Raw genomic sequence first — 24338 nt, 5'->3', positions numbered from 1 at the left:
ACAATTTTCCGCCTCCTTGAGCCGACACAAGCATGGCTGCATCAAAGCCTGCAGAAGCGCTCATGCAGCACATTCCCGAGAGCAAATTTTTTTCACCGATGCCATCCGCTCCCCTGTCTGTCGCCACTTCCCCAAACCGTGAGCAACATCTGGTTCCCGCTGTAGCCATGCTGGAATTGCGCCACGTCAGCAAGTCCTATGCCAATGGCCGAAAGGTGTTCGACGAACTGTCCTATTCCCTGCAGCCGGGCGAGTACGTGGCCATCATGGGTGAATCCGGCGTCGGCAAGTCCACGCTGCTGAACCTGATCGCCGGCCTCGACACGCCGGACAGCGGCGAGATCGTCATCGACGGCAAGCCGGTTTCCGTGCTGAGCGATGAGGAAGCGACGCTGCTGCGACGCAAGCGATTCGGCTTCATCTTCCAGGCCTTCCATGTGCTGCCGCACCTCACCTTGAGACAGAATGTGGCGCTGCCCCTGATCCTGAACGGCGAAGCTCCGCAGAGAGCGGAACAAATGCTGAACGCTGTCGGCCTGCGGGGCCGCGGCGACGATTTCCCGCGCCAGCTCTCGGGCGGCGAACTGCAGCGGGTGGCGATTGCGCGCGCGCTGGTGCATCGTCCTGCCCTGATCCTCGCGGATGAGCCGACCGGCAACCTCGATCCCGATACGGCGCATGAAGTACTGATGCTGTTGCGCAATGAGATCAAGGCCAATCACGCGACAGCCCTGATCGTTACCCATTCGCATGCCGCCGCTGCCACTGCCGACCGGGTGCTGGTATTGACCAAGCAAGGCCTGCAGCCGGCCGCAGCACAATGACATCCGCCCTTCCGCGCTGGCAGGCCAGCCGCTGGCTGATGGGCGGCGAATGGCGGGCCCATCCGCTGCGCGCCCTGGTCGCGGTCGCGGCAATCGCACTGGGCGTGGCACTCGGCTTTGCAATCCACCTGATCAACGCCGCCGCCTTCAATGAATTCTCCGCGGCGATCAAGAGCCTCTCCGGCCAGTCCGACCTGCAGGTGCGCGCGGCGCAACCGTTTTTCGATGAAAGCCTTTATCCCCGACTGTCCCAGCATGCCGGCGTGGCGCTTGCCAGCCCGGTCCTCGAAGTCGACGCTGTCGTGTCCGGCCAGGACAGCTCACTGAAAATCCTCGGCATCGATGTGTTCCGCGCAGCCGCGATCGCACCCGACCTGATCGGCACACCGGCTGAGGACAAGCCCTTCGACATGCTGGCCGACGATGCCATCTTTCTCTCGCCGGCGGCGAGGGAATGGCTGAAGGTGCAGCAAGGCGATCTGCTGCGATTGCGCGCCGGCATGCAGACCATCAGCCTGCGGGTGGCGGGAGGATTGACGCGTGCGCGGGCGGGACAGCGCATCGCAGTAATGGACCTGGGTGCGGCGCAATGGCGCTTTCATCACCTCGGGCAGTTGTCGCGCATCGAACTGAAGCTGACGCAAGGGGTGAACCGCGAAGCGTTCAAGGCGGCGCTGGGCAAGGAACTCGGCGGGCAGTACCTCGTCACCGAAACCGGCGACCAGGAAGCGCGCACCGCCAACATGTCGCGCGCCTACCGCGTCAACCTGAACGTGCTGGCGCTGGTGGCGCTGTTCACCGGCGCATTCCTGGTGTTCTCGACACAGGCGCTGTCGGTGATCCGCCGCCGCAGCCAGCTTGCGCTGCTGCGCGTGGTCGGCATCACCCGGCGCCAGCTGCTCATGCACATCCTGCTCGAAGGCGCAGTTCTCGGCATTCTCGGTTCGCTTGCGGGATTGGCGCTTGGTTATGCGATGGCCGCCGCTGCCCTGCATTTTTTCGGTGGCGATCTCGGCGGCGGTTACTTTCCCGGCGTGAAGCCCAGCGTGCAATTTGCGCCGCTCGCAGCAATTGTTTTCTTCCTCACCGGCACCGGTGTTGCCCTGCTGGGTTGCGCCGCGCCGGCCTGGGAGGCGGCGCGCTCGAAACCGGCGCAGGCGCTCAAGGCTGGCAGCGAAGACGTGGCGCTGGCGCGCCTGTCCTCTCCCTGGCCGGCGCTGGCCTGCCTCGGCCTCGGCATCCTCTTCACCCGGCTGCCGCCGGTTTCCGGCCTGCCCCTGTTCGGCTATATCGCAGTCGCCCTGCTGCTGGTCGGCGGCATCGCCCTGATGCCGCGGGTTGCGGCGCTGGTGTTTTCCGCCTTGTACGGAGCGACCGGCAAGCGCGAGTCGAATGCGATCACGACCGTTGCGCTGGCGCGGCTGACGAATGCGCCCAACCAGGCGTCGATCGCGCTGGGCGGCGTGCTGTCCAGCTTCAGCCTGATGGTGGCGATGGCAATCATGGTCGCGAGCTTCCGGGTCTCGGTCGACGACTGGCTGTCGCAGGTGCTGGCGGCCGACCTCTACGTGCGCTCCGCGCGGAGTGGCGATACCGGTAGCCTCGGTCCGCAAGAACAGCAGGCGATTGCCGCCGCGCCCGGCATCGCCCGCGCGGAATTCCTGCGCTTCATCCCCCTGGCGCTCGATCCGACGCGTCCTGCAGTCGCCCTGATCGCGCGTCCGATCGATGCAGCCGATCCGGGCAAGAGAGTGCCAATCGCCGGGCCCACACTCAGGCCGGACCGGATTCCCGAGGGCGTGCTGCCGGTCTGGGTATCGGAAGCGATGGTCGATTTGTATGGATACCGGCTCGGCCAGGAAATCGAATTGCCGGTCGGCGGCGCGGCGCGCCGCTGCATCGTCGCCGGCATCTGGCGCGATTATGCGCGGCAGTCCGGCGCCATCCAGATGCGGCTGGCAGATTACCGGGCCCTGAGCGGCGACATGGCAGCCAACGATGTCGGCCTGTGGCTTGAACCGGGCAGCACGGCCGATCAGGTCATTGCAGCGCTGCGCCGCCTGCCCTTCGGCGCGACGCTTCAATTCGAGGAACCGGGACAGATACGCGCGGCCAGCCTGCGGATTTTCGATCGCAGCTTCGCCGTGACCTATCTGCTGGAAGGCGTCGCCATCCTGATCGGCCTGTTCGGCGTGGCAGCCACTTTCTCAGCCCAGACCCTTGCGCGTGTGCGGGAGTTCGGCATGCTGCGGCATATCGGCGTGACCCGGCGCCAGATCCTGGCGATGCTGGGCCTGGAAGGCGGCTTGCTGACCCTGCTCGGCATTGTGATCGGCTTCGCTCTGGGCGCGGCAATCAGCCTGATCCTGGTATTCATCGTGAATCCGCAGTCGTTCCACTGGACCATGCAGCTGCATGTGCCTTGGGCTTTGCTGTTTGCGGTTGGAGGCGTTCTGCTCGTGTCGGCGGTGGTGACGGCGCTGGGGGCGGGGAGAGTTGCGGTGTCGGGGGAGGCGGTGAGAGCGGTTAGGGAGGATTGGTGATGGGGTTCGGTCGTTTGTTGCTTTTGCTGGAATGCCTTCGCCTGTATCTATTTCAGGCTGTTCGTGGAAGCCTGCCGGGTATGGCCCGGCGGCCACTCACTTTCTTTGCTTCGCCAAAGAAAGTAAGCAAAGAAAGGCGACCGCGCAGCCGCTGCCCCTTCGGGGTGCCCGAAAATGCAGGCAACAAATCGGGAAGCGAACGAAACTCGCTTCGCTCAGACAACGTTCGCTTCTTTATCCGATTTGCCGCCTGCATTTTCGGCAGCGTCAGAAGCGGGGAAAAGTCAAAAACAAGCCTGCTCTTTATGCTGCTGTTGTCCTGTTTGTTGTCACCTTCATTGGCCGCTCCCCCGCAGTTCTCCCCTGTCACTCCCGGCAAAGCACTTGCCTTCCCCCGCGACTTCGGCGCACACCCGGACTTTCGCACCGAGTGGTGGTATGCGACCGGCTGGCTGAATACGCCGGAGGGAAAGCCGCTCGGGTTTCAGGTGACGTTCTTTCGCTCCGCGACCGAGCATGATGTAGCCAATCCAAGCCGTTTTGCGCCGAAGCAGTTGATCATTGCGCACGCGGCCTTGTCCGATCCTGCCGCGGGGAAGCTCCTGCATGACCAGAGGGCGGCGCGCGAAGGTTTCGGGTTGGCTTATGCGAAGGAAGGCGATACCGATGTGAAGCTGCAGGACTGGCAGTTCGTGCGCGGCGCGGATGGCCGTTACCGTGCACGCATCGCGGCGCGTGACTTCAGTTTCGAGCTGTCGCTCTCGCCGACGCAGCCGACCATGCTGCAGGGCGAGAATGGCTTTTCCCGCAAGGGCACGAAGCCGGAACAGGCCAGCTATTACTACAGCGAGCCGCAGCTGAAAGTGGCGGGCACCGTCACCCGCGAAGGCAAGCCGATTGCGGTCACTGGAACTGCCTGGCTGGACCATGAATGGTCGACCAGCGTGCTCGATGCAAATGCCGCCGGCTGGGACTGGGTCGGCATCAACCTCGATGACGGGTCGGCGCTGATGGCATTCCGGATACGCGGCAAGGATGGCGGCAAGCTATGGGCGCATGCGGCGGTGCGCGATGCATCTGGCCGCGTCACCAGCTTCGCGCCGGAACAGGTGAATTTCCGGCCGCAGCGCAACTGGCACTCGCCGCGCACCAATGCGACCTACCCGGTCGAGACCGTGATCGAAACCGGCGGCACGACATGGAAACTGACGCCCTTGCAGGACGACCAGGAACTCGACTCGCGCCAGTCCACCGGCGCGGTGTACTGGGAGGGCGCGGTGACGGTCGAGGGTGACGGCCAACCGGCCGGGCGCGGCTACCTCGAGATGACCGGCTACGTGAAACCCCTGAAGCTATAACAATGAACAAATCCCTCGAACCGACCAAGGGCAGGCTTGCCATGCTGCGCGGCTTGCGTCCCTTTCTCGTGCCTTACAGGAAGCAATTCATCCTTGCCGGCATAGCCCTGGTGGTAGCCGCCGGCGCCACGCTCGCCATTCCCTATGCCTTCAAGCAGATGATCGATGCCGGATTCGGCGCGGTGCGTGCCGGGGATACAAGCCACATCGACCTGTATTTCCTCGCCCTGTTCGCCGTCGCCTGCGTGCTGGCGCTGGCGACCGCGGCGCGCTTTTACATGGTGTCCTGGCTGGGCGAGCGGGTGACTGCCGATCTGCGCAGTGCCGTGTACCAGCATGTCGTGATGCAGAGCCCGCAGTTCTTCGAGACCACCCAGACCGGCGAAGTACTGTCGCGCCTGACCACCGATACCACCCTGATCCAGTCCCTGGTCGGCACCAGCATTTCGATGGCGCTGCGTAATGCGCTGCTGTTCGTCGGCGGACTGGCGATGCTGTTCGTGACCAGCGCAAAGCTGTCCTCGATCATCCTGGTGCTGCTGGCTGCTGTCGTCCTGCCCATCGTGATCTTCGGGCGGCGCGTGCGCAAGCTGTCGCGCGAGTCGCAGGACCGGGTCGCCGATGCCTCCGCCCTGGCCGGGGAAATCCTGAATGCCATGCCCATCGTCCAGGCCTATACCCGGGAGCAGCAGGAGGCCGGCCGCTTTCGTTCCGCGGTCGAGCAGGCCTTCCGCACCGCGCTGGCACGCATCCGCGCCCGCTCGCTGCTGACGGTGATCGCCATCCTGCTGGTGTTCGGCGCCATCGTCTTCGTGCTCTGGCTCGGCGCACATGCGGTGGTGCGCGGCGACATGAGCGCGGGTGACCTGGGCCAGTTCGTTCTCTACGCGGCTGTCGTGGCCGGCGCCATCGGTGCGCTGTCGGAAGTGCTGGGCGAAGCGCAACGCGCCGCCGGCGCAGCCGAACGTCTGCTGGACCTGCTGGCGCTGCGCTCGCCTATCCAGCCTCCCGCCCAAGTACGTCCCCTGCCGCCACGGACCGCGAACGGTGCGGCATTGAGGCTTGAACATGTCACCTTCCACTACCCGTCCCGCCCGCAGGCGCCGTCGCTCGCCGACCTGTCGCTAAATATTGCGCCGGGCGAAACGGTGGCGGTGGTCGGCCCGTCCGGCGCCGGCAAGACCACCCTGTTCCAGCTGCTGCTGCGTTTCTACGACCCGCAGCAGGGAAGCATCCGGCTCGACGGCATCGACATCCGCGAACTGGATCTGCATGCGCTGCGCGGCGCCATCGGCATCGTGCCGCAGGACACCGTGATCTTTTCCGCGAACGCGATGGACAACATCCGCTACGGGCGGCTCGACGCGAGCGACGAGGAAGTGGTCGCCGCGGCAAAAATGGCGGCGGCGCATGAATTCATCGAGCGCCTGCCGCAGGGCTACCAATCCTTCCTCGGCGAGCGCGGCGTGCGCCTGTCGGGCGGGCAAAGGCAGCGCATCGCAATTGCCCGCGCCCTGCTCAAAAATCCTCCGCTGCTCCTGCTCGATGAAGCCACCAGCGCGCTCGATGCCGAGTCCGAACGGCTGGTGCAGGGCGCGCTGGAAGCCGCGATGGCCGGGCGCACGACACTGGTGATCGCACACAGGCTGGCGACTGTCCAGCATGCCGACCGCATCATCGTGATGGAACATGGCCGCATCATCGAAAGCGGCACCCATGCCTCGCTCAGTGCCCAGGGCGGTCTCTACGCCAGCCTGGCGGCATTGCAGTTTTCCCATCAAAGTTGATAATGATTCTCGTTTGCGCGTGCTACAATCCGCTGCAGATGTTGTGAAACTGCTCACGATATCTTCGGTCGGCACCCTTCGCGTTTCATTTCAACAAGGAAAACTCCATGCGCAATCTCGTCGTTCCCGCCCTCCTGCTCGCGTTCTCCGGCAGCGCATTTGCCGCTGCAAACTGCGCCAAGCATCCGAAGGAAGAATGGATGAAGGAATCCGATGCCAAGGCAAAGCTGGAAGCGGAAGGCTACAAGATCCGGAAATTCAAGGTCGACGGTAACTGCTACGAAATCTACGGCCACAACAAGGAAGGCAAGAAGGTCGAGATCTACTTCGACACCAAGACGCTGGATGCCGTGAAGTCCAAGGTCGAGAAGTAACAGCAGAAAACCATCCGGGGACCACGTGCCATGATCGAAGTCTGGGACCGGCTCGTCCGCTTCGTCCACTGGAGCGTGGCCGCGCTGGTCCTTGGCAATTTTTTCAACGAATCGGGCGAGACCTGGCACCGCTACGCCGGCTATCTGGCGGTGGCCCTGGTGGCGCTGCGCCTGTGCTGGGGATTCCTCTCCACCGGCCATGCCCGTTTTTCCAGATGGTGGCCCGGGATCAGGGGCATCTTGGCCTACCTGCGTGCGACGAGTACGGGTAAAGTGCCGCGCCATCTCGGCATCAACCCGGCCGGTGCGGCAATGGCTGTCCTGCTGTGGCTGCTGATTGCCGCGCTCGGCCTCACCGGCTGGATGATGGGACTCGATCCCTTCTGGGGCGAGGAATGGCTGGAAAACCTGCACGAGACGCTGGCCTATGTCGTGCTGGGTTGCGCCGGCATCCATGTCGCGGCAGTGGTCGCCATGAGCATCCGGCACCGGGAAAACCTGCCGAAGGCGATGCTGACCGGGAAAAAGCGCGCGTCACAGGCGCATGCGGATTAAGGCGCGTTCTCCTTATTACCCGGTAAAATAGCGCGTCCCATTGAGAACGACCTATGCGCCAATACCTCGACTTCATGCGCCATGTCTATGAACATGGAACCGAAAAAACCGACCGCACCGGCACCGGCACCCGCTCGGTATTCGGCTACCAGATGCGCTTCGACCTGCAGGAAGGCTTTCCGCTGGTGACGACCAAGAAGCTGCACCTGAAGTCGATCATCCATGAACTGATCTGGTTCCTGGCCGGCTCGACCAATACCAAATACCTGAAAGACAACGGCGTCTCGATCTGGGACGAGTGGGCCGACGCCGACGGCAACCTGGGGCCGATCTACGGCTACCAGTGGCGTTCCTGGCCGGCGCCGGACGGCCGCCACATCGACCAGATCGCGCAGGTCATGGACCAGATCAAAAACAATCCGGATTCGCGCCGCCTGATCGTCTCCGCATGGAACGTGGCCGATATCCCGCAGATGAAGCTGCCGCCCTGCCACGCCTTCTTCCAGTTCTATGTCGCCGACGGCAAGCTGTCCTGCCAGCTCTACCAGCGCAGCGCCGACATCTTCCTGGGTGTGCCTTTCAATATCGCGTCCTATGCCCTGCTGACGCACATGATGGCGCAGCAGACCGGATTGCAGGTAGGCGAATTCATCTGGACCGGCGGCGACTGCCACCTGTATTCGAACCACATGGAGCAGGTGCGGGAACAGTTGTCGCGCACGCCCTATCCCCTGCCGCAACTAATCATCAAGCGCAAGCCCGATTCGATCTTCGATTACCAATTCGAGGATTTCGAGATCACCGGCTACCAGTCGCATCCGCACATCAAGGCGCCGGTGGCAGTCTGACTGCCGCACCTGGAGCGGATCTCATTTGCCGGAAGAAGTAGGGTGCGACGCGCGCGCCATGCAATTTCGGTGCGCACGGCGCACCCTACTTCCTTTCACTGCTTTTAATCAGCCCGGCAAACCGATCCCTCGCTGATCGCGGCTGCCTGGCTGCAGCTGCCCGGCACTCTGCTGGTGCAGGATGTCGATCATCTTCTGGTTGAAAGCCGGGATGTCGCTGGGCTTGCGGCTGCTGACCCAGTTGCCGTCGACGACCACTTCCTTGTCCACCCAGTTGCCGCCGGCATTGCGGATGTCGTCCTGCAAGGTCGGCCAGCTGGTCATGGTCCGGCCATCCACCAATCCTGCCGAGACCAGCACCCAGCCGCCGTGGCAGATGACGAAAACCGGCTTGCCGGCTTCATCCATCTGCTGCACGAAGCGCTGCGCTTCGGAAATCATCCGCATCTGGTCGCCATTGATCACTCCGCCCGGCAGCAGGACGGCATCGAAATCCTCGGGCTTGGCTTGCGCGAAAGTCATATCGACATCGAACTGGTCAGCCTTGTCGTGATGGTTGAATCCCTGGACCTTGCCCGCCTGCGTGGAAATGATTGTCGTGGTGACGCCTTGTTGATCGAGCGCATCCTTTGGTCCGGTAAGTTCCACCTGCTCGAAACCCTCCGTCACCAGAATCGCGACCCGCATCTTGCTCAAATCATTTTGATTTGCATCCATTGCACACTCCTTGAAAACCTGAAAATCAACATTGAAGGGCTGTCTGGCTTTACGTATTCCCGTACCGGGCAACTGCGCCGGGCACGGGCTTGTCATGCAGGAATGGCTTCGAACGCGAGGGGTTGGTGAAGTAATTTTGACCGGGGCAAAGCGGGTTTTTCAAATCCCCTCTCCGCACGACATTACTCCCATCCGAATAAAGCTCTTCCTGCAGGCAAGCACTGCATCGCACCCTTCGCTCCGCATCTCCATCGCCGGCCGATGCGCGAAAGCGAAATCCCGAAGCAGATCCTGCGCCAGGCATTATCGTAAGAGACAGGATATGCGGGCGAGGCGTTCAACATCGGCATGCGGCGTCATGGTGAAGGCTTCCAGCCTGGACGCCCCCGGCATATCCGTTGCTTCGCTTGGCGCTATCGAATGCAGCCCATGCGCCGCGATGCAAGGAAATACGATGCGCCGGCGCACCATGCCGAAAGGAGTTGTGATGACGACCGAGAAACCCGGTGAGGAACAAGGCCATGAGCGCGCAGTGCCTGGACCGGATACCGGCGGAGTTGGCCCGCGGCTTAACAGAAGGAAATTCCTGCAGTCGGCCGGGGCCATGGCCGGCGCATCGCTTCTTCCCGGCTCGCCTGCCGGCGCAAAGGCAGCAAGTGCCCTTACACCGCATCCCACCAGCGAGGCCGCTGCCGTTCCGGTGCGTCTGCGCATCAATGGCACGGAGCACACGCTGACGCTCGAGCCGCGCGTCACCCTTCTCGATGCACTGCGGGAACATCTCGGCCTGATGGGCACGAAGAAGGGATGCGACCGCGGCCAGTGCGGCGCCTGCACGGTGCTCGTGAATGGCCGGCGCATCAATTCCTGCCTGTCGCTCGCCGTCATGCACGAGCGCGACGACATCGTCACCATCGAGGGAATCGGCCAGCCGGAACACCTGCACCCGATGCAGGCGGCATTCGTCCGGCATGACGGCTTCCAGTGCGGTTATTGCACGCCGGGGCAGGTATGTTCGGCGATCGCGATGCTGCAGGAAGCGCAGCGCGGCGACGTCAGCGCCGCGACCCCGGACGTCCGCAGCACCCGCGTCATCCTGAACGCGGATGAAATCCGCGAGCGCATGAGCGGCAACCTCTGCCGCTGCGGCGCGTATCCGAACATCGTGAAGGCGATCGAATCCGTCGCGAAGAATGGCACGGGAGAGCGAGGATGAATGAATTCCGCTACCGGCGTGCAAGCACGGTCGACGAAGCCATCGGCATGGCGCGCGAGCCGAATGCCGCCTTCATCGGCGGCGGCACCAACCTGCTCGACCTGATGAAGGGCGGCGTCATGACGCCGGCAACCCTGATCGACGTCAGCCGCCTGCCGCTTGCCGACATCACCGAGCTGCCCGACGGCGGCGTGCGCATCGGCGCCATGGCGCTCAATTCCGACACCGCCAACCATCCCCTGATCCGCCAGCGCTATCCCCTGCTGACTCAGGCGCTGCTCGCAGGCGCTTCACCGCAGCTGCGCAACAAGGCCACGGCCGGCGGCAACCTGCTGCAGCGCACGCGCTGCTACTACTTCTACGATACCGGCTTCGACCGCTGCAACAAGCGGATGCCGGGATCCGGCTGCGCCGCCATGGACGGGTTCAACCGCATCCATGCGATCCTCGGCGCGAGCAATGCGTGCATCGCCACGCACCCGTCGGACATGGCCGTGGCCCTGGCCGCCTTGCGCGCGACCGTGCGCGTGAAGGGACCGGCCGGCGAGCGGACCATTGCAATGCAGGACTTCCATCGCCTGCCTGGCAGCACGCCGGAGCACGACGCCATTCTGAACCCGGGCGAACTGATCACCGCCATCGACTTGCCCCGCACCGCCTTCGCGCAGCATGCCTGCTACCTGAAGGTGCGGGACCGCGCGAGTTATGCATTCGCGCTGGTGTCGGTGGCAGCCGCGCTGGATATCCGGGGCGGCATCGTGCGAGACGCCGGCCTCGCGCTGGGAGGCGTTGCCCACAAGCCGTGGCGGGTTCCCCAGGCAGAAGCCATGCTCGTCGGCCGCCCACTCGACAACCAGTCCATGCGGGCGGCGGCCGACGCCGTCTTGCAGGGCGCGCAGGCGTACAAGTACAACCAGTTCAAGATTCCGCTCGCGCAGCGTTCCATCGTGCGCGCGCTCAGCGTGGCAGGAGGCGTGACATGAAGCATGTCGGAGCGCCCATGGACCGCGTGGACGGGCCGCAGAAAGTCTGCGGGACGGCCCGCTATACAGCCGAATTCACGCTGCCCAAGATGGCGCATGCGTTGATGGTGCAAAGCACCGTGGCCAGCGGCCGCATCCTGAGGATCGATGCCAACAAGTCGGAACGTATGCCGGGCGTTATCGCGGTGTTGACCCACAGGAATGCGATGAAGCTGCCCAAGGGCGGCAAGGCGGCGGTGGAGCCGCCACATGGCCGCGTGCTGTCGCTGCTGCAGGATGACCGGGTGCATTACAACGGCCAGCCGGTCGCAGTCGTCGTTGCCGAATCGATGGAGCAGGCCAGGGCCGCCGCCGCGGCGCTGCGCATTGACTATGATCCGGCGCCGGCTGCGCTGTCGTTCGAAGAGGCCAAGCCGCGCGCCTATTCGCCGGAAAAAGTCGTGGATGCCGAGGCCGACACGCGCCGCGGCGATTCCCTGAAGGCCTTGTCGAATGCGCCTTGCCGCATGAACCTGACATACACGACGCCGATGGAGCATCACAATCCCATGGAGCCGCATGCCACGCTCGCGGCATGGGATGGTAAGAAGCTGACCTTGTACGACTCGACCCAGTATGTGGCCGGCGTGCAGAAGACCGTCGCCAAGACTTTTGGCATCCCCACCGACGACGTGCGCGTGATCAACCAGTTCGTTGGCGGCGGATTCGGCGGCAAAGGGTCCGCCTGGTCGCATGTGCTGCTTGCCGCCATGGCCTCACGCCAGACAGGGCGTCCTGTGCGACTGGTCCTGGACCGCCCGCAGCTGTTCGGGCCGGTGGGCGGGCGGCCGCAAACCGAGCAGACGCTCGCACTCGGGTGCGATCGCGGCGGGAAGCTGCTCGCCGTCGAACACCATGCCACCAGCAATACCTCGACCGTCGAGGACTGGACCGAGTCCTCGGCAGTTGTGACGCGCATGCTCTACGATTGCGCGAATGTCACGACTACCCATCGCCTGGTCCAGCTCAATGTCGGCACGCCGACCTTCCAGCGCGCTCCCGGCGAAGCCACGGGCAGCTTCGCGCTGGAGTCGGCAATTGACGAGCTCTCCTATGAAGCCGGCATCGATCCGCTGCAAATGAGACTTGTCAATTATGCGGAGAAGGATCTGCAGAACGGCCTGCCCTATTCGAGCAAGGCCTTGCGCGAATGCTACCGCGTCGGGGCCGAACGCTTCGGATGGTCGCGCCGCAATCCACGTCCGCGCTCCATGCAGCAGGGCCGGTGGCTGGTCGGCATGGGCATGGGAACGGCGACGCGCCCCGCCAAGCGCAGCCCCGCAGCGGCTCGCGTGCGGCTCATGCCGGATGGGCAGGCCATCGTCCAGTCCAGCACCGAGGATCTCGGGACCGGCACCTATACGGTAATGACCCAGATTGCGGCCGATGCGCTGGGCTATGCGCCCTCTCGCGTGCGCTTCGAACTCGGCGATACGCGGTTTCCCGAAGCGCCGATCGCGGCGGGTTCCATGACCGTGGAAAGCGTAGGCTCGGCGGTTCATGCAGCCTGCGACAAGGCGCGCCGGCGCGTCATCCAGCTGGCATGCGATGACCCGCTGTCGCCGCTCTCCGGCGCAAGCCTGGAGGATGTAATCGTCGAGGATGGATGGCTGCGTCATCGCGATGGAACACGGCGGGAGCAGGTCGCAGCGGTCATCGCCCGTGCGCCGGAGCGGATGATCGAGATGCAGGGAGACAGCGAAGCCGGCGACGAAACCAAGCGCTATTCCATGCACTCCTTCGGCGCCGTCTTCGTGGAAGTGCACATCGACCCTGAACTCGGCATCATCCGCGTGCCGCGCACCGTCGGGGCCTATGGCGTCGGCAAGGTGATGAATGAAAAGACGGCGCACAGCCAGCTCATGGGTGGTATCGTGTGGGGAATCAGCCAAGCCTTGCTGGAGGAATCCGTGCTCGATCAGCGCTACGGGCGCTTTGTCAACGCCAACCTGTCCGAATACCACGTGCCGACCAATGCCGACATCGGCGACATCGACATCCTGTTCGTTCCGGAGCAGGATTCCCAGGTCAATGGGCTGGGGGCCAAGGGACTCGGCGAAGTCGGCATGACCGGGGTTGCCGGTGCCATCGCCAATGCCGTGTACCACGCCACGGGGCGACGCATCCGCGAATTGCCCATTACCCTGGACAAGCTGTTGTAATGCCGGCCATCCGATATTCCGACGGGATCACAGGGATCTTGCTTGCGGCCGGCAAGGGCAGCCGCTTCGACCCGGCCGGCGTCAGTAACAAGCTTGCCCAGGTACTGCCCGGCGGCGACATGGTGGCCGTCAGGGCAGCCAAGACACTGCTGTCGACCCTGCGCGAAGTCGTGGTCGTCGTGCGCCCCGGGACAGACAGCCTGGCCGACGCACTTCGGCAAGCCGGATGCAAGGTCGTGCAATGCGAGCAGGCGGGTGCAGGCATGGGTGTGTCACTTGCGTATGCGGTGTCCCATGCGCGGGATGCGGCCGGCTGGGTCATCGCCCTGGGCGACATGCCGGTTGTCCGCGCCGATACGGTAGAGGCGCTGGCGGAAACCGTCGCGCATGGGGCCGGCATTGCCGTACCGGTGCACGAAGGCCGCCGCGGCAATCCGGTGGCCTTCGGCGCCATCCATCTGCCGCGACTGCTGCAGCTCAATGAAGACCAGGGCGCGCGCGCCTTGCTGAGGGAGTGCCCGGTTTCCGAGGTCATGGTGAATGATCCCGGCATTCACCAGGATATCGACACCCTCGAGGATTTGCGTCGATTCGGCTGACGGATACCTGAGCCGATGTATCCGCAGCCGGGACGGAGCGCGCGCCATCAGGGATCTCCGCGCCCTCCCGAGGCACCATATACCTGCCCGGTTGCAAAACTCGATTCCGGTGACGCCAGCAGCACGTACACTGCGGCCAGCTCCACCGGCTGGCCGGGGCGCCCCATCGGCGTGTCCTTGCCGAAGGAGGGAATCTTGTCCGGCTCCTGTCCGCCGGTCACCTGCAGCGGCGTCCAGAACGGCCCGGGCGCGACCGCATTGACGCGTATGCCCTTCTTCGCGAGCTGTTTCGCCAGGCCCTTGGTGAAGATCATGATCGCGCCCTTGGTGGCCGCGTAATCGATGATGTTCTCGCCCGGGTCGTAGGCGTTGACGGAAGCGGTGTTGATGATGGCGGAGCCCGACTTGAGAAGGGGAATGGCCGCCTTCGTAATCCAGAACATCGCATAGACATTCGTCTTGAAGGTCTCGTCGAACTGCGCGGTCGAAATGTCGAGGATCGAGTCCTGCGCAAGCTGGCGGGCCGCATTGTTGACCAGTATGTCCAGCCCGCCCAGTTCACGCGCCGCCCGCTCTACCAACTGCCCGCAGAATGCCTCGTCCTTGATGTCGCCGGGGATCGTCACCGCCTTTCGTCCGGCCGCACGGATGAGCTGCGCCACCTCGCGCGCATCCTGCTCTTCCGCCGGCAGGTAATTGATCGCCACGTCGGCGCCTTCGCGCGCATAGGCGATCGCGGCTGCCCGGCCGATGCCGGAATCTCCCCCGGTAATCAGCGCCTTGCGCCCCTGCAGCTTGCCGGATCCCCGGTAACTGGTCTCGCCATGGTCCGGCCGCGGGCTCATGCGGCTTGCCAGCCCGGGCCAAGGCTGCTTTTGCGGCGGAAACGGCGGGTGCGGATAGTCGCTGGCCGGATTGGGCGACGGCGAGGCCTGCTGCGGGTTGGCGCCGGATTGCGCCGAGGCCGGGGTGACGGCGGATGCCAGAAGGCCGCCGGCCATACCGCCGATCAACCTGCGCCGGGACTTGTCGGGATTGTCTCGATCCATATCATTACCTCTCGGGAAAAGGACAGGGGAACGCATGCCTTAGACAAGGAACCAGCAGCCTTGACGCCGGACCTGGTCGACAATTCCGGCATTATGTAGCTGTTGATCAAAGCCTTAAAAATCAACGCACTAGCGTCGCTTCCCACCGGGGAGAGGCTTGCTTTATTGGTTGAAAAATGAGACTTTAAAACGTTTTGCCTAAGCGATGTCGAGCCTCGCCCCGCTAGTACTCTAACGCTCTTTCGCCCCTTCAAGACCTCTTGGCGCGCTTCCTGCGGTCTTCGGTGTTCCTGTCAACACTGCATGCCAACTGCGAGTCGATCCGTCGGTAGCGCCTCCTGCCCGGTAAAAGCGTGTGAGTGGTTTTGGTCAGAAGCTGCCCGTCGTACACCAGAGAGCAAGGACCGCTTCAGGCTTGAGAGCGGTCATTTCATCGATTCTGGTAACGGACGACAGCCGACCCAAATTTGCCGGCCGCATTTTCCAGGAAGCGGACATTCAATGCTTCTGCGTATCCACGTTCCGCATGCAGTGAATCCGCCGCACTGGGCAGTTTGGTATCAACGTCATCCCACGTCCTCAGACCGCGCCGTAGAAATGCCGGTATTGCAATGCGGCCTGCTGCCTCAACTGTTCCTCCGACCACGGGCTGGTACCGAATCGATCAAGCGTCAACGGGGTTAGATCGATCGGTGGAGATCCCTCCACAATCCACGCAGCGAGCATTTCCCCTAGCGCAGGCGAAATGGAAAGCCCTGCTACATTGCAGCCGCTCGCGAAGAAGAACCCGTGGACCGCGGGCACCGGGCCGACAATTTGCCTTCAGCAGGATCGGCAACTGCGGCTTTACGTCTTCGGCATAGCGCCAGAGGACGCCCGCATCGAGTGGCATATCCTTGATCTGGAATTGCGCGCCGAGCGCGTCCATGTCGAAGAAGCGCGGATGTTCTTCATAGACGCCCCATAAAAAACCGCCGTTGCAAGCGCGCATATGCACTGCTGATCCATGATGCGCACCATCGGTAAGTAGGCACGCATCCCCGACACTGGCTCAGTGCTCAGTGCTCAGTGCTCAGTGACAAACAATTGCTGCATGGTCGGAACAAGTGGAATGTGAATCCCGCTCGCCTCGGCGACTTGCCGTGTCCACGCGCCTGCTGCATCGACGACGACCGGCGCCCGAATTCTGCCGCGATCGGTATTGACGCCGTTGACTTGGCCATTGTTGATCAGAACCCGTGTAACTGCAGTATGAGGCAGCAGCGTGGCGCCGTGCGCTTCCGCCCCGCGCGTGAAACCGATAGCAACCTGTGCGGGGTCAAAATACATATCATCGCCAACCCACATCACTACCGTTATGCCCTCGGGCTCAAGGAACGGGTTCAAACGGTGCGCCTCTTGCGGCGATATGCGCTGCACGTGGAGTCCGAGCTGATGGCCTCGTGCAATATCGTTCTCGATCACTTCGGCGTCCTGTAGACGGCGTGCGACCTTGAGACTGCCCGAATGCACCCAGTCCAGTGGTTGCCCGGTATCTTCACTGAACTGCCTGATCTTTCCAGAAGCGAGCTTGATTAGCTTGCACATCACGTTAAAGTTTAGCTGCCGCTTGTTGAGCTATAGCGCGCCATTCTGTTCCAGTGATTAGAGTAAAAGCCGAACTGCTCTGATGAGCACTTGCAATCACAACGTCTGGCTCCAATTCGCCCAACATTTCCAAAGTGCTCTTCAGTGCGGCTTTACTCCCCCCATCCGAGGGAAATACCAGCGTTCCCCATGAGTCCTCCTTGGGATAGAGCGTGTCGCCGGTGAAGAGATATTTTTCCCCATGGGGTGATTGATACACGAAACAGGTACTGCCACTGGTATGGCCAGGAGTTGGAATAATTTGAAGGCCGTCCAATCGAGGAGTGTCGATATTGAAAACCAAATCTACTGGGCAAAATTTACTGATTGCCTGTAGCTCAGCTTTGTCACAACAAAGCTTGGACCCAAAAGCTTCCTTAATCGTCGCCAAAGACGGTCCAGCCTCATGACGATGGCTCAAATAATGCCAACTTACTCCTCCTAACTGCTGGATATGAGGAATCTCATCTTTTGCGCCAGTACCGTAAAATAAAATATTCCCTCCATCCCTGGTGAGCAGGTACGCATTTGACTGTACCCCCGGAAATGGATGCTCGTTTTTCGTTTGCCACAAATCTGGAAAAATCTGTTTCATGATTGCACCTCTGCGTGTTCGTCTTCGCTCTCATTTAATGCGATTGGGGATTTGTTGCATGTATGGGTTTCCGATTTATGTGCGCAATATATAGTTCAAATGGTAGTTGGACATTCGTCTTGTTGCAGAGTCGGATAATCGATATAGCCGTGGTGGTCGCCACCAAAGAATGATTGGCGACGCGATTCGTTCATGGATGAATTCGCTTTCAATCGTGCGACAAAGTCCGGGTTCGCAAGTATGGCCTGGCCGTACGATTCAAGATCGGCCAGGCGCGAAGAAACATCCGCACCGATTTCAGCAAATGGCCTGCCTGGACGATTCAGGATCAACGTTCCCCGCCACAATCTACGCAGGTCAGCCATCAGGCCATCGTCACCTGGATGCATGACGTGCAGATAGACCAGTTCCAGCCTGTCGAGCTCCCCGACCAGGTAGCGATACAGGTCCGGTCCCTCTTGCCCTTCATCGATGCCAAGCATCGTGGAGCTGGGCGATAGCCGGATCGCAGTTCGGGACGCGCCGATCTCATCGGCAATGGCAACGGCGACTTCAATCGCGAAGCGCGCACGATTCTCAACTGACCCGCCATACCTATCGGTACGTACGTTGGCGCTTGGCGCGAAGAACTGCTGCACGAGAAAGCCATACGCGCCATGGATTTCGACGCCGGCGGCACCCGCGTCCACGGCGCGCCGGGCAGCGAAACGGAAGTCCTTTACGGTCTGGCGCACTTCAGAGCTGGACAGGACACGCGGCACCGGAACGTCTTGCATGCCATTCGGTGTGAAGATCGCCGTTCCAGGCGCTATCGCTGAAGGAGCTACGCCCGGACCACGATGCAAGGTATTCAGTGGATGCGCAATGCGTCCAGCGTGCATGAGTTGTATGAAGAAATGGCTGCCCCCGGCTTTCACCGCGTCGGCGATCCTGGCCCAGCCGGCGACGTGGGCAGGTGTATAAATTCCTGGGGTTCCGGGGTAGCCCTGGCCTTCGTCCGACGGTTGCGTGCCTTCCGACACGATCAGGCCGACACTGGCGCGCTGAGCATAATAGTCAACCGCCAACGCCCCGGGGGTACCATCGTACTGGGCACGTCCGCGCGTCATCGGTGCCATGACCAGACGATTTTGAAGCAACAAGGAACCCATACTGATTGGGTCGAACAATTTGTTCATGATGAAAGTGATGAATAATTGAGTAAAAAAGCCCCGGCGGTACGACCACCACCGGGGGAACGTTTACCGCATACCCAATGCGGGTTCGCCTTCCGGTGCGCCACGTCCGTCCTGCACGCGCGTCGACCATCCGCCGCCGAGGGCACGGTACAGGCCCGCAAGGGCAACTTGCCGCTCCGTTCGAACCTGGATCATCGCCATCTGGTTTGCGAGATCATTGCGCTGCGCGTCCAGGTAGCGCAGGTAATCGTCCGTTCCGGACTTGTAGCGCAGCTCGGACAGCCGCAGCGTCTCAGAGCTGGAGCGCGACAAAACTGCCTGCGCCGCTTCCTCGCGCTTGAGCGTATCGGTTGCTGCCAGCGCGTCCGACACATCGCGGAAGGCCGACTGAATGGCCCGCTCGTAGACTGCGACCGCGATGTTCTTACGGACTTGTGCAAGATCGAGATTGGCGCGGTTGCGCCCGACATCGAAGATCGGCAGCGTGAGTTGCGGCGTGAACGACCAGGCGCGCTGGCCCGATGCGAACAGGTCCGACAGTTCCACGCTCGAACTGCCGAACATGCCGGTCAGTGAGATACGCGGAAAGAAGGCAGCCCGTGCAGCACCGATATTTGCGTTGCGCGCCTTGAGCTGGTGCTCGGCGGCGCGGATATCCGGGCGGTAGAAAAGGAGATCCGACGGCATGCCTGGGGACAGGTCCTGAACAAGCACCGATGCGGTGCTCGGCGCGTCCGGCAACAGCGTCCGGATATCACCAACACCCACCAGCAGTGCCAGCGCGTTGCCGCTCTGGCGCAATTCGCGCTCGATCCGTTCGCGTTCCACTGTCACCTGCTGGACCAGACCTAGCGCCTCCTGTACGTCGAGCTCCGCCGCCGCCCCCAAGCTGCGGCGCTGCTCGATGAGCTTCAACGACGCCAAGCGGGCGTTAAGCGTCCGGCTGGCGATCAAGTACCGCTCCTGAGCGCCGTTGCGCTCGAGGTAGGCGCGGATTACTTCACCAATCAGGCTGATCGTTGCACTACGCGATGTCTCCTCTGTGGCAAGATAAATTTCCATGGCCGCGTCCGACAAGCTACGCACCCGGCCGAACAGGTCCAATTCAAACGATGCCAATCCGACGCCGGCTCGGTAATCGCTCTGCAGGGGCGGTGTACCAGGCGCACGAACCCCGTCTGGCAGGCGTTGGCGTGTGCCTCCCGCCTCCGCCTGTACGGTTGGCAGGCGGTCAGCACGCTGCACGCCGTACATTGCACGGGCCGCCTGGACATTCAGCAACGCCTGACGAAGGTCGCGGTTGTTCGCAAGCGCCGTGCCGATCAGGCTACGCAGCCTCGCATCGACGACAAAAGTATCAAGGTCGAGTGAAGGTGCGCTGGACGGTTGTGGCGTCTCGGGCGCCTGCGGCCAGGCCGCGGGGATCGGCGCTGCAGGTTGCTTATAAGTAGGCGCCAGCGAACAGCCCGTCACGAACAGAACTGCCAAGCATGCGGCGGCGCGATTGAGGTAGCTGTGATTAAACATGGCGCACCTCCTCCTGGCCGAACTCCATGGCAGCTGGCGACAAGGCACGCTTACGATGATCGCGCGCCACCAGCGAATAAATGGTCGGCAGCACGAACAGCGTAAACATGGTGCCGACAAGCATGCCGGTCACGACCACGATGCCAATCGAAAAACGGCTGGCGGCGCCGGCACCGCCAGCGAACAACAGCGGCACTAGGCCCGCGACCATCGCAGCAGTCGTCATTAAGACAGGACGCATGCGGATAACTGCCGCCTTGTGCATCGCTTGCATCGGTCCTACCCCCTCCTGTCGCTGGATGTCGTTGGCGAACGAGACCATCAGGATGCCGTGCTTGGAGATGAGGCCTATCAGCGTAACGAGACCAATCTGCGTATAGATGTTCATGGTCGCGTAACCGAGCCACAGCGGCAGCAGCGCGCCACAGATCGCCAGCGGGACGGTCACCAGGATGACCAGAGGGTCGCGCAGGCTTTCGTATTGCGCGGCCAGCACCAGAAAGATCACGATCAGCGCGAATCCGAATGAGATCACCAGGCGGTTTCCCTCCTTGACGAACTGGCGGCTGTCGGACAGCCAGTCGATCTTCGTCCCTGCCGGCAGCGGCTGGGCTTTCAGGAAATCGACGGCGCGCCCCATCGTCACGCCGGGCATGAGGACGGCGGACAGCGTCACCGCATTCATCTGGTTGAACTGCGGCAGACGGTTGGCCTGCGGCTTTACCTGGACGTCGACGAGCGTCGACAAGGGAACGAGCTTGCCTGACTGGGCACGTACGTAGTAGCTCGACAGGTCGTCCGGCGCGCGGCGCTTTTCTTGCGGTACCTGAGCAATAACGTCGTAGGACCGGTCGAACCAGTTGAAGCGGTTGACGTAGTTCTCGCCCACCATCGTCGCCAACGTGTCAGCGACAACGCTCATGGTTACGCCCATCTCTCCAGCTTTAGCGGCGTTGATGGTCATGTTTGCCTGTGGGCTGTCGAAGGCCAAATCGCTGTCGACGTAGGCGAACAGGCCACTTCGCCAGGCCGCCGCCTTGATCGTCTCGAGCGTCTGGTAAAGTTCGGGGAAGCCGCTGGATGCGCGCAATACCATCTGCACGGGCAGGCCATCGCTGCCGGCCGGCAAGGGCGCCGCCTGGAATGCGGTGATGAAGGAACCTGTGACCTTGGCGCTCTGGCCATTGATCACGCCTTCGACCTGATTCGAGCTCATCTTGCGTGATTCCCATGGTTTCAACACCACGCCACCAAAGCCATTATTCTGGCCGTTGGTACCGCTACTGAGGAAGCTATCCTGGTAATCCGGAAGTTGGCGGAAGATTTTCTGCACGTCGTGCACGCTGCGCTCGGTATAGTCGACGCTTGCGTATTGCGGCGCCTTGGATGCGACAAAAACGTAGCCCTGGTCCTCGCCTGGGGCCAGTTCGTGTTGCACGCCCATGAACAGGAAGCCGATACCTACCAGGACCACGGCGCAGACCACCATGACCGCCGTGCGTGCGTGCAACACGTGACCCAAGACTCGCCCGTACCACGAGGACATGGTATGCATCGCAAACTCGACACGCTGCGCGAGCCGGCCTTCGGACAGATGCTTATTCAACAGCAAGCGGCTCATCATCGGCGACAGAGTCAGTGCTACCACGCCGGACACGATGACGGAACAGGCAAGCGTGAAGGCGAATTCCTTGAACAGCGCGCCGGTGAGGCCGCCCATCATGCCGATTGGTGCGTACACAGCCGCAAGCGTGATAGTCATCCCGATCACCGGCCAGACGATTTCTCGTGCGCCGAGAATGGCCGCATCAAGTGGTGACAATCCGTCCTCGATGTGACGATGGATGTTTTCGACCACGACGATCGCATCGTCGACCACCAGGCCGATCGCCAACACCATGGCAAGCAGTGTCAGCAGGTTAATCGAGAAACCGCAGGCCATCATCAGTGCCGCGGTGCCGACCAACGACAGCGGAATGGTCACGATTGGAATGATCACTGACCGGAACGAGCCGAGGAACAGGAAGATCACCACTACTACGATAACGACGGCTTCCAGCAGCGTGTGCATCACTTCATCAATGGACGCGTTCACAAAACGAGCCATGTCGAACACGTTCGCCACCTTCATGCCCGGCGGTGCGGTGCGCTGCAGGTCGGGCAGCAATGCATTAACACCCTTGACGATCTCCAGAGGATTGCCGTCCGGGGTGGGCGAAATCGCCAGCGAGACGGCACGGCGCCCGCCGGCGAGGAAGCTACTGTTGTAGTTCTGGCCGCCAAGTTCGACCGTTGCGACGTCTTGCAGTCGAACGACGCTGTTGTCCGCGCGCTTTATTACCATGTCGCGGAAGCCCTGCACACTACGCACGTCGGTCTCAGCGGTAATCGGAATCAAGGTGTTGGCGCCACGCAGTGCACCGGGTGCGGCCTGTACGTTGTTGGCACGAAGCGCGGCAGAGAGATCGCTCGCCGTGAGGCCGCGCGCGGCCAGCTTTTCCGGATCGATCCATAACCGCATCGCCAGCGTCTGGCCACCGTTGATGTCGACGGAAGCAACGCCAGGCACGGACGTGATGAGCGGCTGGGCCACGCGCGACACGTAGTCGGTAATTTCGGGAATGCTCTGACGGTCGCTCTGGAACGTCAGGTACTGGACGGCGGAGACACCATCGGTGATCTTTTTAATCTCCGGATCATACACGCCCTGCGGCAGCCGGTATTTCACTTGCTGCACCTTGGCCAGCACCTCGGTCATCGCGCGGTCGGCGTCGGCGTTCAGGACGAGCTTGGCCTTAATTTCGCTGCGGCCCATCGTCGACGTCGAGTTCAGGTATTCGATGCCGCTGGCGCTGGCGATTGCCTGCGCGATCGGGGTGGTGACGAAACCCTGCATCACTTCCTGTGAGGCCCCGGGGAAGTTGGTCGTCACGACGATCGTCGCGCTTTCCATCTTCGGATACTGGCGAATCGGCAGCGAGAACAAGGCAGCCAGGCCGGCCAACAGAATCATAATATTCAGCGTCATCGACAGGATTGGACGCTGAATGAAAAGGTCGGTGAACTTCACGTTTTGCCTCCGTCTATCGAGGCAGGTTTGGCCACAGCCGGCTTTTCCACCACATGCAGCACGCTGCCCGGCTGGACCCGTACTTGGCCTTCGGTCACGACGACGTCGCCGGCCTTCAGACCTTTGGTGATGATGACGCGGTCGCCGATGCGACGGCCCACGGTGACCGGGGCGAATTCCGCCTTGCCGTTTTTCTCAGCGGACAAGCCACGCACCAGCACGACGGCATCGCCCGACGGCGAGGTCATGATCGCCGTCGCCGGCAGCAGGAGTGCATTCGATTCATCGGGCATTTCTACCGCCACCGTCGCGTACATGCCGGGCCTCAGCCTGCGGTCGCCGTTCGGTAGCTCTGCCTGGATGGTGGCATTGCGCGTATCGCGGCCGACCTGCGGCTCGATTGCATTGACAGTCGCGCGCACCGTGCCGATGTCCTCGCCCACATTGACGTCCACTCGCTGCCCGACACGGACCCGGCCCAACTGTTTCTGGGGGACATCAAAATTGACATACAGCTTGTCCAGGTCGGTCAGCGTCACGATACTCTCGCCCGCATTCAAGTATTGGCCGGGGTCGACGTGCCGTAGACCAAGTTCGCCACTAAAAGGCGCGCCGATGCGCTTCTGTCGGATGCGGACTTCGAGTTGCTCCACCTGCGCCTTGGCCTGGTCGTGTTCGGCCTGGCGCTGTTGAAGAATTTCCTGCGACATGGCACCGGTCTTGACCAATTCTGTTGCCCTGGCCAGTTGCTGGCGCGCGAATGCGGCGTTGGCCTTGGCCGCGGACAGGTCTGCCTGTTCGATGGCGTCGTCGAGTTGGACCAATACAGTGCCCGCCTCGACACGGCGACCCGACTCGAAAGCAATCGAGGCAACCCGCCCCGGGACTTCGGCAGGGAGGGTCACTTGGCGCGCCGCGCGCAGTTCGCCCAAAGCTTCCAGGCGAACGGAAGCTGAATCCACCTTGAGGGTTGTCGCAACGACGTCGATGGGGCCGCTAGCCCATCCTGGGGGGGCAGGCCTGCTGGCACGCCAGCCCACCAGGGCGGCAATGAGCAATGCCATAGCCACCGACGTGATGGCGACGGTCTTGAATGGCTTATGTCTTGCGGCGGACTGGCCGCCGACGGGGAGAGTATTCATTATTCAGGTCTCTGTTAATAGATGCGCCAAAGCTGCATTCAGCTGATCGTCACGCAAGCTTGTCATTGGCGAGCCTAGCGGTCGGCGGGATGGGAAGTACGCGAGCTTCGGCTAATCGCACGCGTGCGTTGATGAAGCTTGAGCGC

20 protein-coding genes are annotated in these 24338 nt (G+C 62.3%); 12 read left to right on the top strand and 8 right to left on the bottom strand.

Annotation, left to right across the window (positions count from 1 at the left end):
• Window positions 1-167: 167 nt before the first annotated feature.
• The 7 genes from HGHM_RS05875 to HGHM_RS05845 all read left to right on the top strand — a co-directional run bounded on the left by HGHM_RS05875 (window position 168) and on the right by HGHM_RS05845 (window position 8289).
• On the top strand, window positions 168-824 hold the full coding sequence (locus HGHM_RS05875) for an ABC transporter ATP-binding protein (RefSeq protein ID WP_026075735.1): 657 nt from the start codon (window positions 168-170) through the stop codon (window positions 822-824).
• Window positions 821-3367 (top strand): FtsX-like permease family protein, encoded by a 2547-nt coding sequence (locus HGHM_RS05870; RefSeq protein ID WP_019140584.1) that lies wholly within the window; start codon window positions 821-823, stop codon window positions 3365-3367. The genes HGHM_RS05875 and HGHM_RS05870 overlap by 4 nt, the downstream gene beginning before the upstream one ends.
• 305 nt (window positions 3368-3672) lie before the next feature.
• Complete coding sequence (locus tag HGHM_RS05865) at window positions 3673-4725, top strand: lipocalin-like domain-containing protein (protein ID WP_034348804.1); 1053 nt, start codon at window positions 3673-3675, stop codon at window positions 4723-4725.
• Between the two features lie 2 nt (window positions 4726-4727).
• A complete protein-coding gene (locus HGHM_RS05860; RefSeq protein WP_019140582.1) occupies window positions 4728-6512 on the top strand; it encodes an ABC transporter transmembrane domain-containing protein in 1785 nt (594 codons plus the stop codon).
• Between the two features lie 107 nt (window positions 6513-6619).
• Window positions 6620-6886 carry a PepSY domain-containing protein gene (locus HGHM_RS05855; protein WP_019140581.1) on the top strand — a complete coding sequence of 89 codons (267 nt, stop codon included), beginning with the start codon at window positions 6620-6622 and terminating at the stop codon, window positions 6884-6886.
• Window positions 6887-6916: 30 nt separating this feature from the next.
• Window positions 6917-7441 (top strand): cytochrome b/b6 domain-containing protein, encoded by a 525-nt coding sequence (locus HGHM_RS05850; protein WP_019140580.1) that lies wholly within the window; start codon window positions 6917-6919, stop codon window positions 7439-7441.
• 53 nt (window positions 7442-7494) lie between these two features.
• Entirely contained in the window at window positions 7495-8289 is a 795-nt protein-coding gene (locus HGHM_RS05845) for a thymidylate synthase (RefSeq protein WP_019140579.1), read from the top strand.
• 108 nt (window positions 8290-8397) lie between these two features.
• On the opposite strand, the gene HGHM_RS20815 is transcribed toward HGHM_RS05845, so the two are convergent.
• Window positions 8398-9006, bottom strand: a complete 609-nt coding sequence (locus HGHM_RS20815) for a type 1 glutamine amidotransferase domain-containing protein (protein ID WP_019140578.1) — start codon at window positions 9004-9006, stop codon at window positions 8398-8400.
• A gap of 487 nt (window positions 9007-9493) precedes the next feature.
• On the opposite strand from HGHM_RS20815, the gene HGHM_RS05835 reads away from it, so the two are divergent.
• From HGHM_RS05835 to HGHM_RS05820, 4 genes are read left to right on the top strand one after another with little or no spacing between them, the layout of a single operon-like run.
• The gene (locus HGHM_RS05835; protein WP_148415400.1) at window positions 9494-10222 is read left to right on the top strand and encodes a 2Fe-2S iron-sulfur cluster-binding protein; all 729 of its coding nucleotides are present in this window, start codon (window positions 9494-9496) and stop codon (window positions 10220-10222) included.
• Window positions 10219-11205, top strand: a complete 987-nt coding sequence (locus HGHM_RS05830; RefSeq protein WP_019140576.1) for an FAD binding domain-containing protein — start codon at window positions 10219-10221, stop codon at window positions 11203-11205. The genes HGHM_RS05835 and HGHM_RS05830 overlap by 4 nt, the downstream gene beginning before the upstream one ends.
• A complete protein-coding gene (locus HGHM_RS05825) occupies window positions 11202-13406 on the top strand; it encodes a xanthine dehydrogenase family protein molybdopterin-binding subunit (RefSeq protein WP_019140575.1) in 2205 nt (734 codons plus the stop codon). Before HGHM_RS05830 ends, HGHM_RS05825 begins: the two co-directional genes overlap by 4 nt.
• Window positions 13406-14005 carry a nucleotidyltransferase family protein gene (locus HGHM_RS05820; protein WP_019140574.1) on the top strand — a complete coding sequence of 200 codons (600 nt, stop codon included), beginning with the start codon at window positions 13406-13408 and terminating at the stop codon, window positions 14003-14005. Before HGHM_RS05825 ends, HGHM_RS05820 begins: the two co-directional genes overlap by 1 nt.
• 47 nt (window positions 14006-14052) lie before the next feature.
• Here HGHM_RS05820 and HGHM_RS05815 read toward each other — a convergent pair whose 3' ends face one another.
• The gene (locus HGHM_RS05815) at window positions 14053-15054 is read right to left on the bottom strand and encodes an SDR family oxidoreductase (protein WP_019140573.1); all 1002 of its coding nucleotides are present in this window, start codon (window positions 15052-15054) and stop codon (window positions 14053-14055) included.
• 745 nt (window positions 15055-15799) lie between these two features.
• On the opposite strand from HGHM_RS05815, the gene HGHM_RS23680 reads away from it, so the two are divergent.
• Entirely contained in the window at window positions 15800-16021 is a 222-nt protein-coding gene (locus HGHM_RS23680) for a hypothetical protein (RefSeq protein ID WP_245549162.1), read from the top strand.
• A 98-nt stretch (window positions 16022-16119) separates the two neighbouring features.
• Here the strand turns inward: HGHM_RS23680 and HGHM_RS23675 are convergent, their stop codons facing one another.
• The 6 genes from HGHM_RS23675 to HGHM_RS05785 all read right to left on the bottom strand — a co-directional run bounded on the left by HGHM_RS23675 (window position 16120) and on the right by HGHM_RS05785 (window position 24192).
• Window positions 16120-16641: an NAD(P)/FAD-dependent oxidoreductase gene (locus tag HGHM_RS23675; RefSeq protein WP_019140571.1), complete on the bottom strand. Its 522-nt coding sequence runs from the start codon at window positions 16639-16641 to the stop codon at window positions 16120-16122.
• A gap of 4 nt (window positions 16642-16645) precedes the next feature.
• Window positions 16646-17275 carry an MBL fold metallo-hydrolase gene (locus tag HGHM_RS20805; protein ID WP_019140570.1) on the bottom strand — a complete coding sequence of 210 codons (630 nt, stop codon included), beginning with the start codon at window positions 17273-17275 and terminating at the stop codon, window positions 16646-16648.
• 95 nt (window positions 17276-17370) lie between these two features.
• Window positions 17371-18453: an alkene reductase gene (locus HGHM_RS05800; RefSeq protein ID WP_026075732.1), complete on the bottom strand. Its 1083-nt coding sequence runs from the start codon at window positions 18451-18453 to the stop codon at window positions 17371-17373.
• 63 nt (window positions 18454-18516) lie between these two features.
• Window positions 18517-19980: an efflux transporter outer membrane subunit gene (locus tag HGHM_RS05795; RefSeq protein WP_019140568.1), complete on the bottom strand. Its 1464-nt coding sequence runs from the start codon at window positions 19978-19980 to the stop codon at window positions 18517-18519.
• Window positions 19973-23050, bottom strand: a complete 3078-nt coding sequence (locus tag HGHM_RS05790; protein WP_019140567.1) for an efflux RND transporter permease subunit — start codon at window positions 23048-23050, stop codon at window positions 19973-19975. Before HGHM_RS05790 ends, HGHM_RS05795 begins: the two co-directional genes overlap by 8 nt.
• Window positions 23047-24192: an efflux RND transporter periplasmic adaptor subunit gene (locus tag HGHM_RS05785; RefSeq protein ID WP_019140566.1), complete on the bottom strand. Its 1146-nt coding sequence runs from the start codon at window positions 24190-24192 to the stop codon at window positions 23047-23049. Before HGHM_RS05785 ends, HGHM_RS05790 begins: the two co-directional genes overlap by 4 nt.
• Between the last annotated feature and the right edge of the window lie 146 nt (window positions 24193-24338).

This window comes from Noviherbaspirillum massiliense JC206, assembly GCF_000312045.1.
Classification (GTDB): domain Bacteria; phylum Pseudomonadota; class Gammaproteobacteria; order Burkholderiales; family Burkholderiaceae_D; genus Noviherbaspirillum; species Noviherbaspirillum massiliense.
The sequence above is the reverse complement of the archived record's forward strand: the minus strand, read 5'-3'. Positions and strand labels throughout refer to the sequence as shown.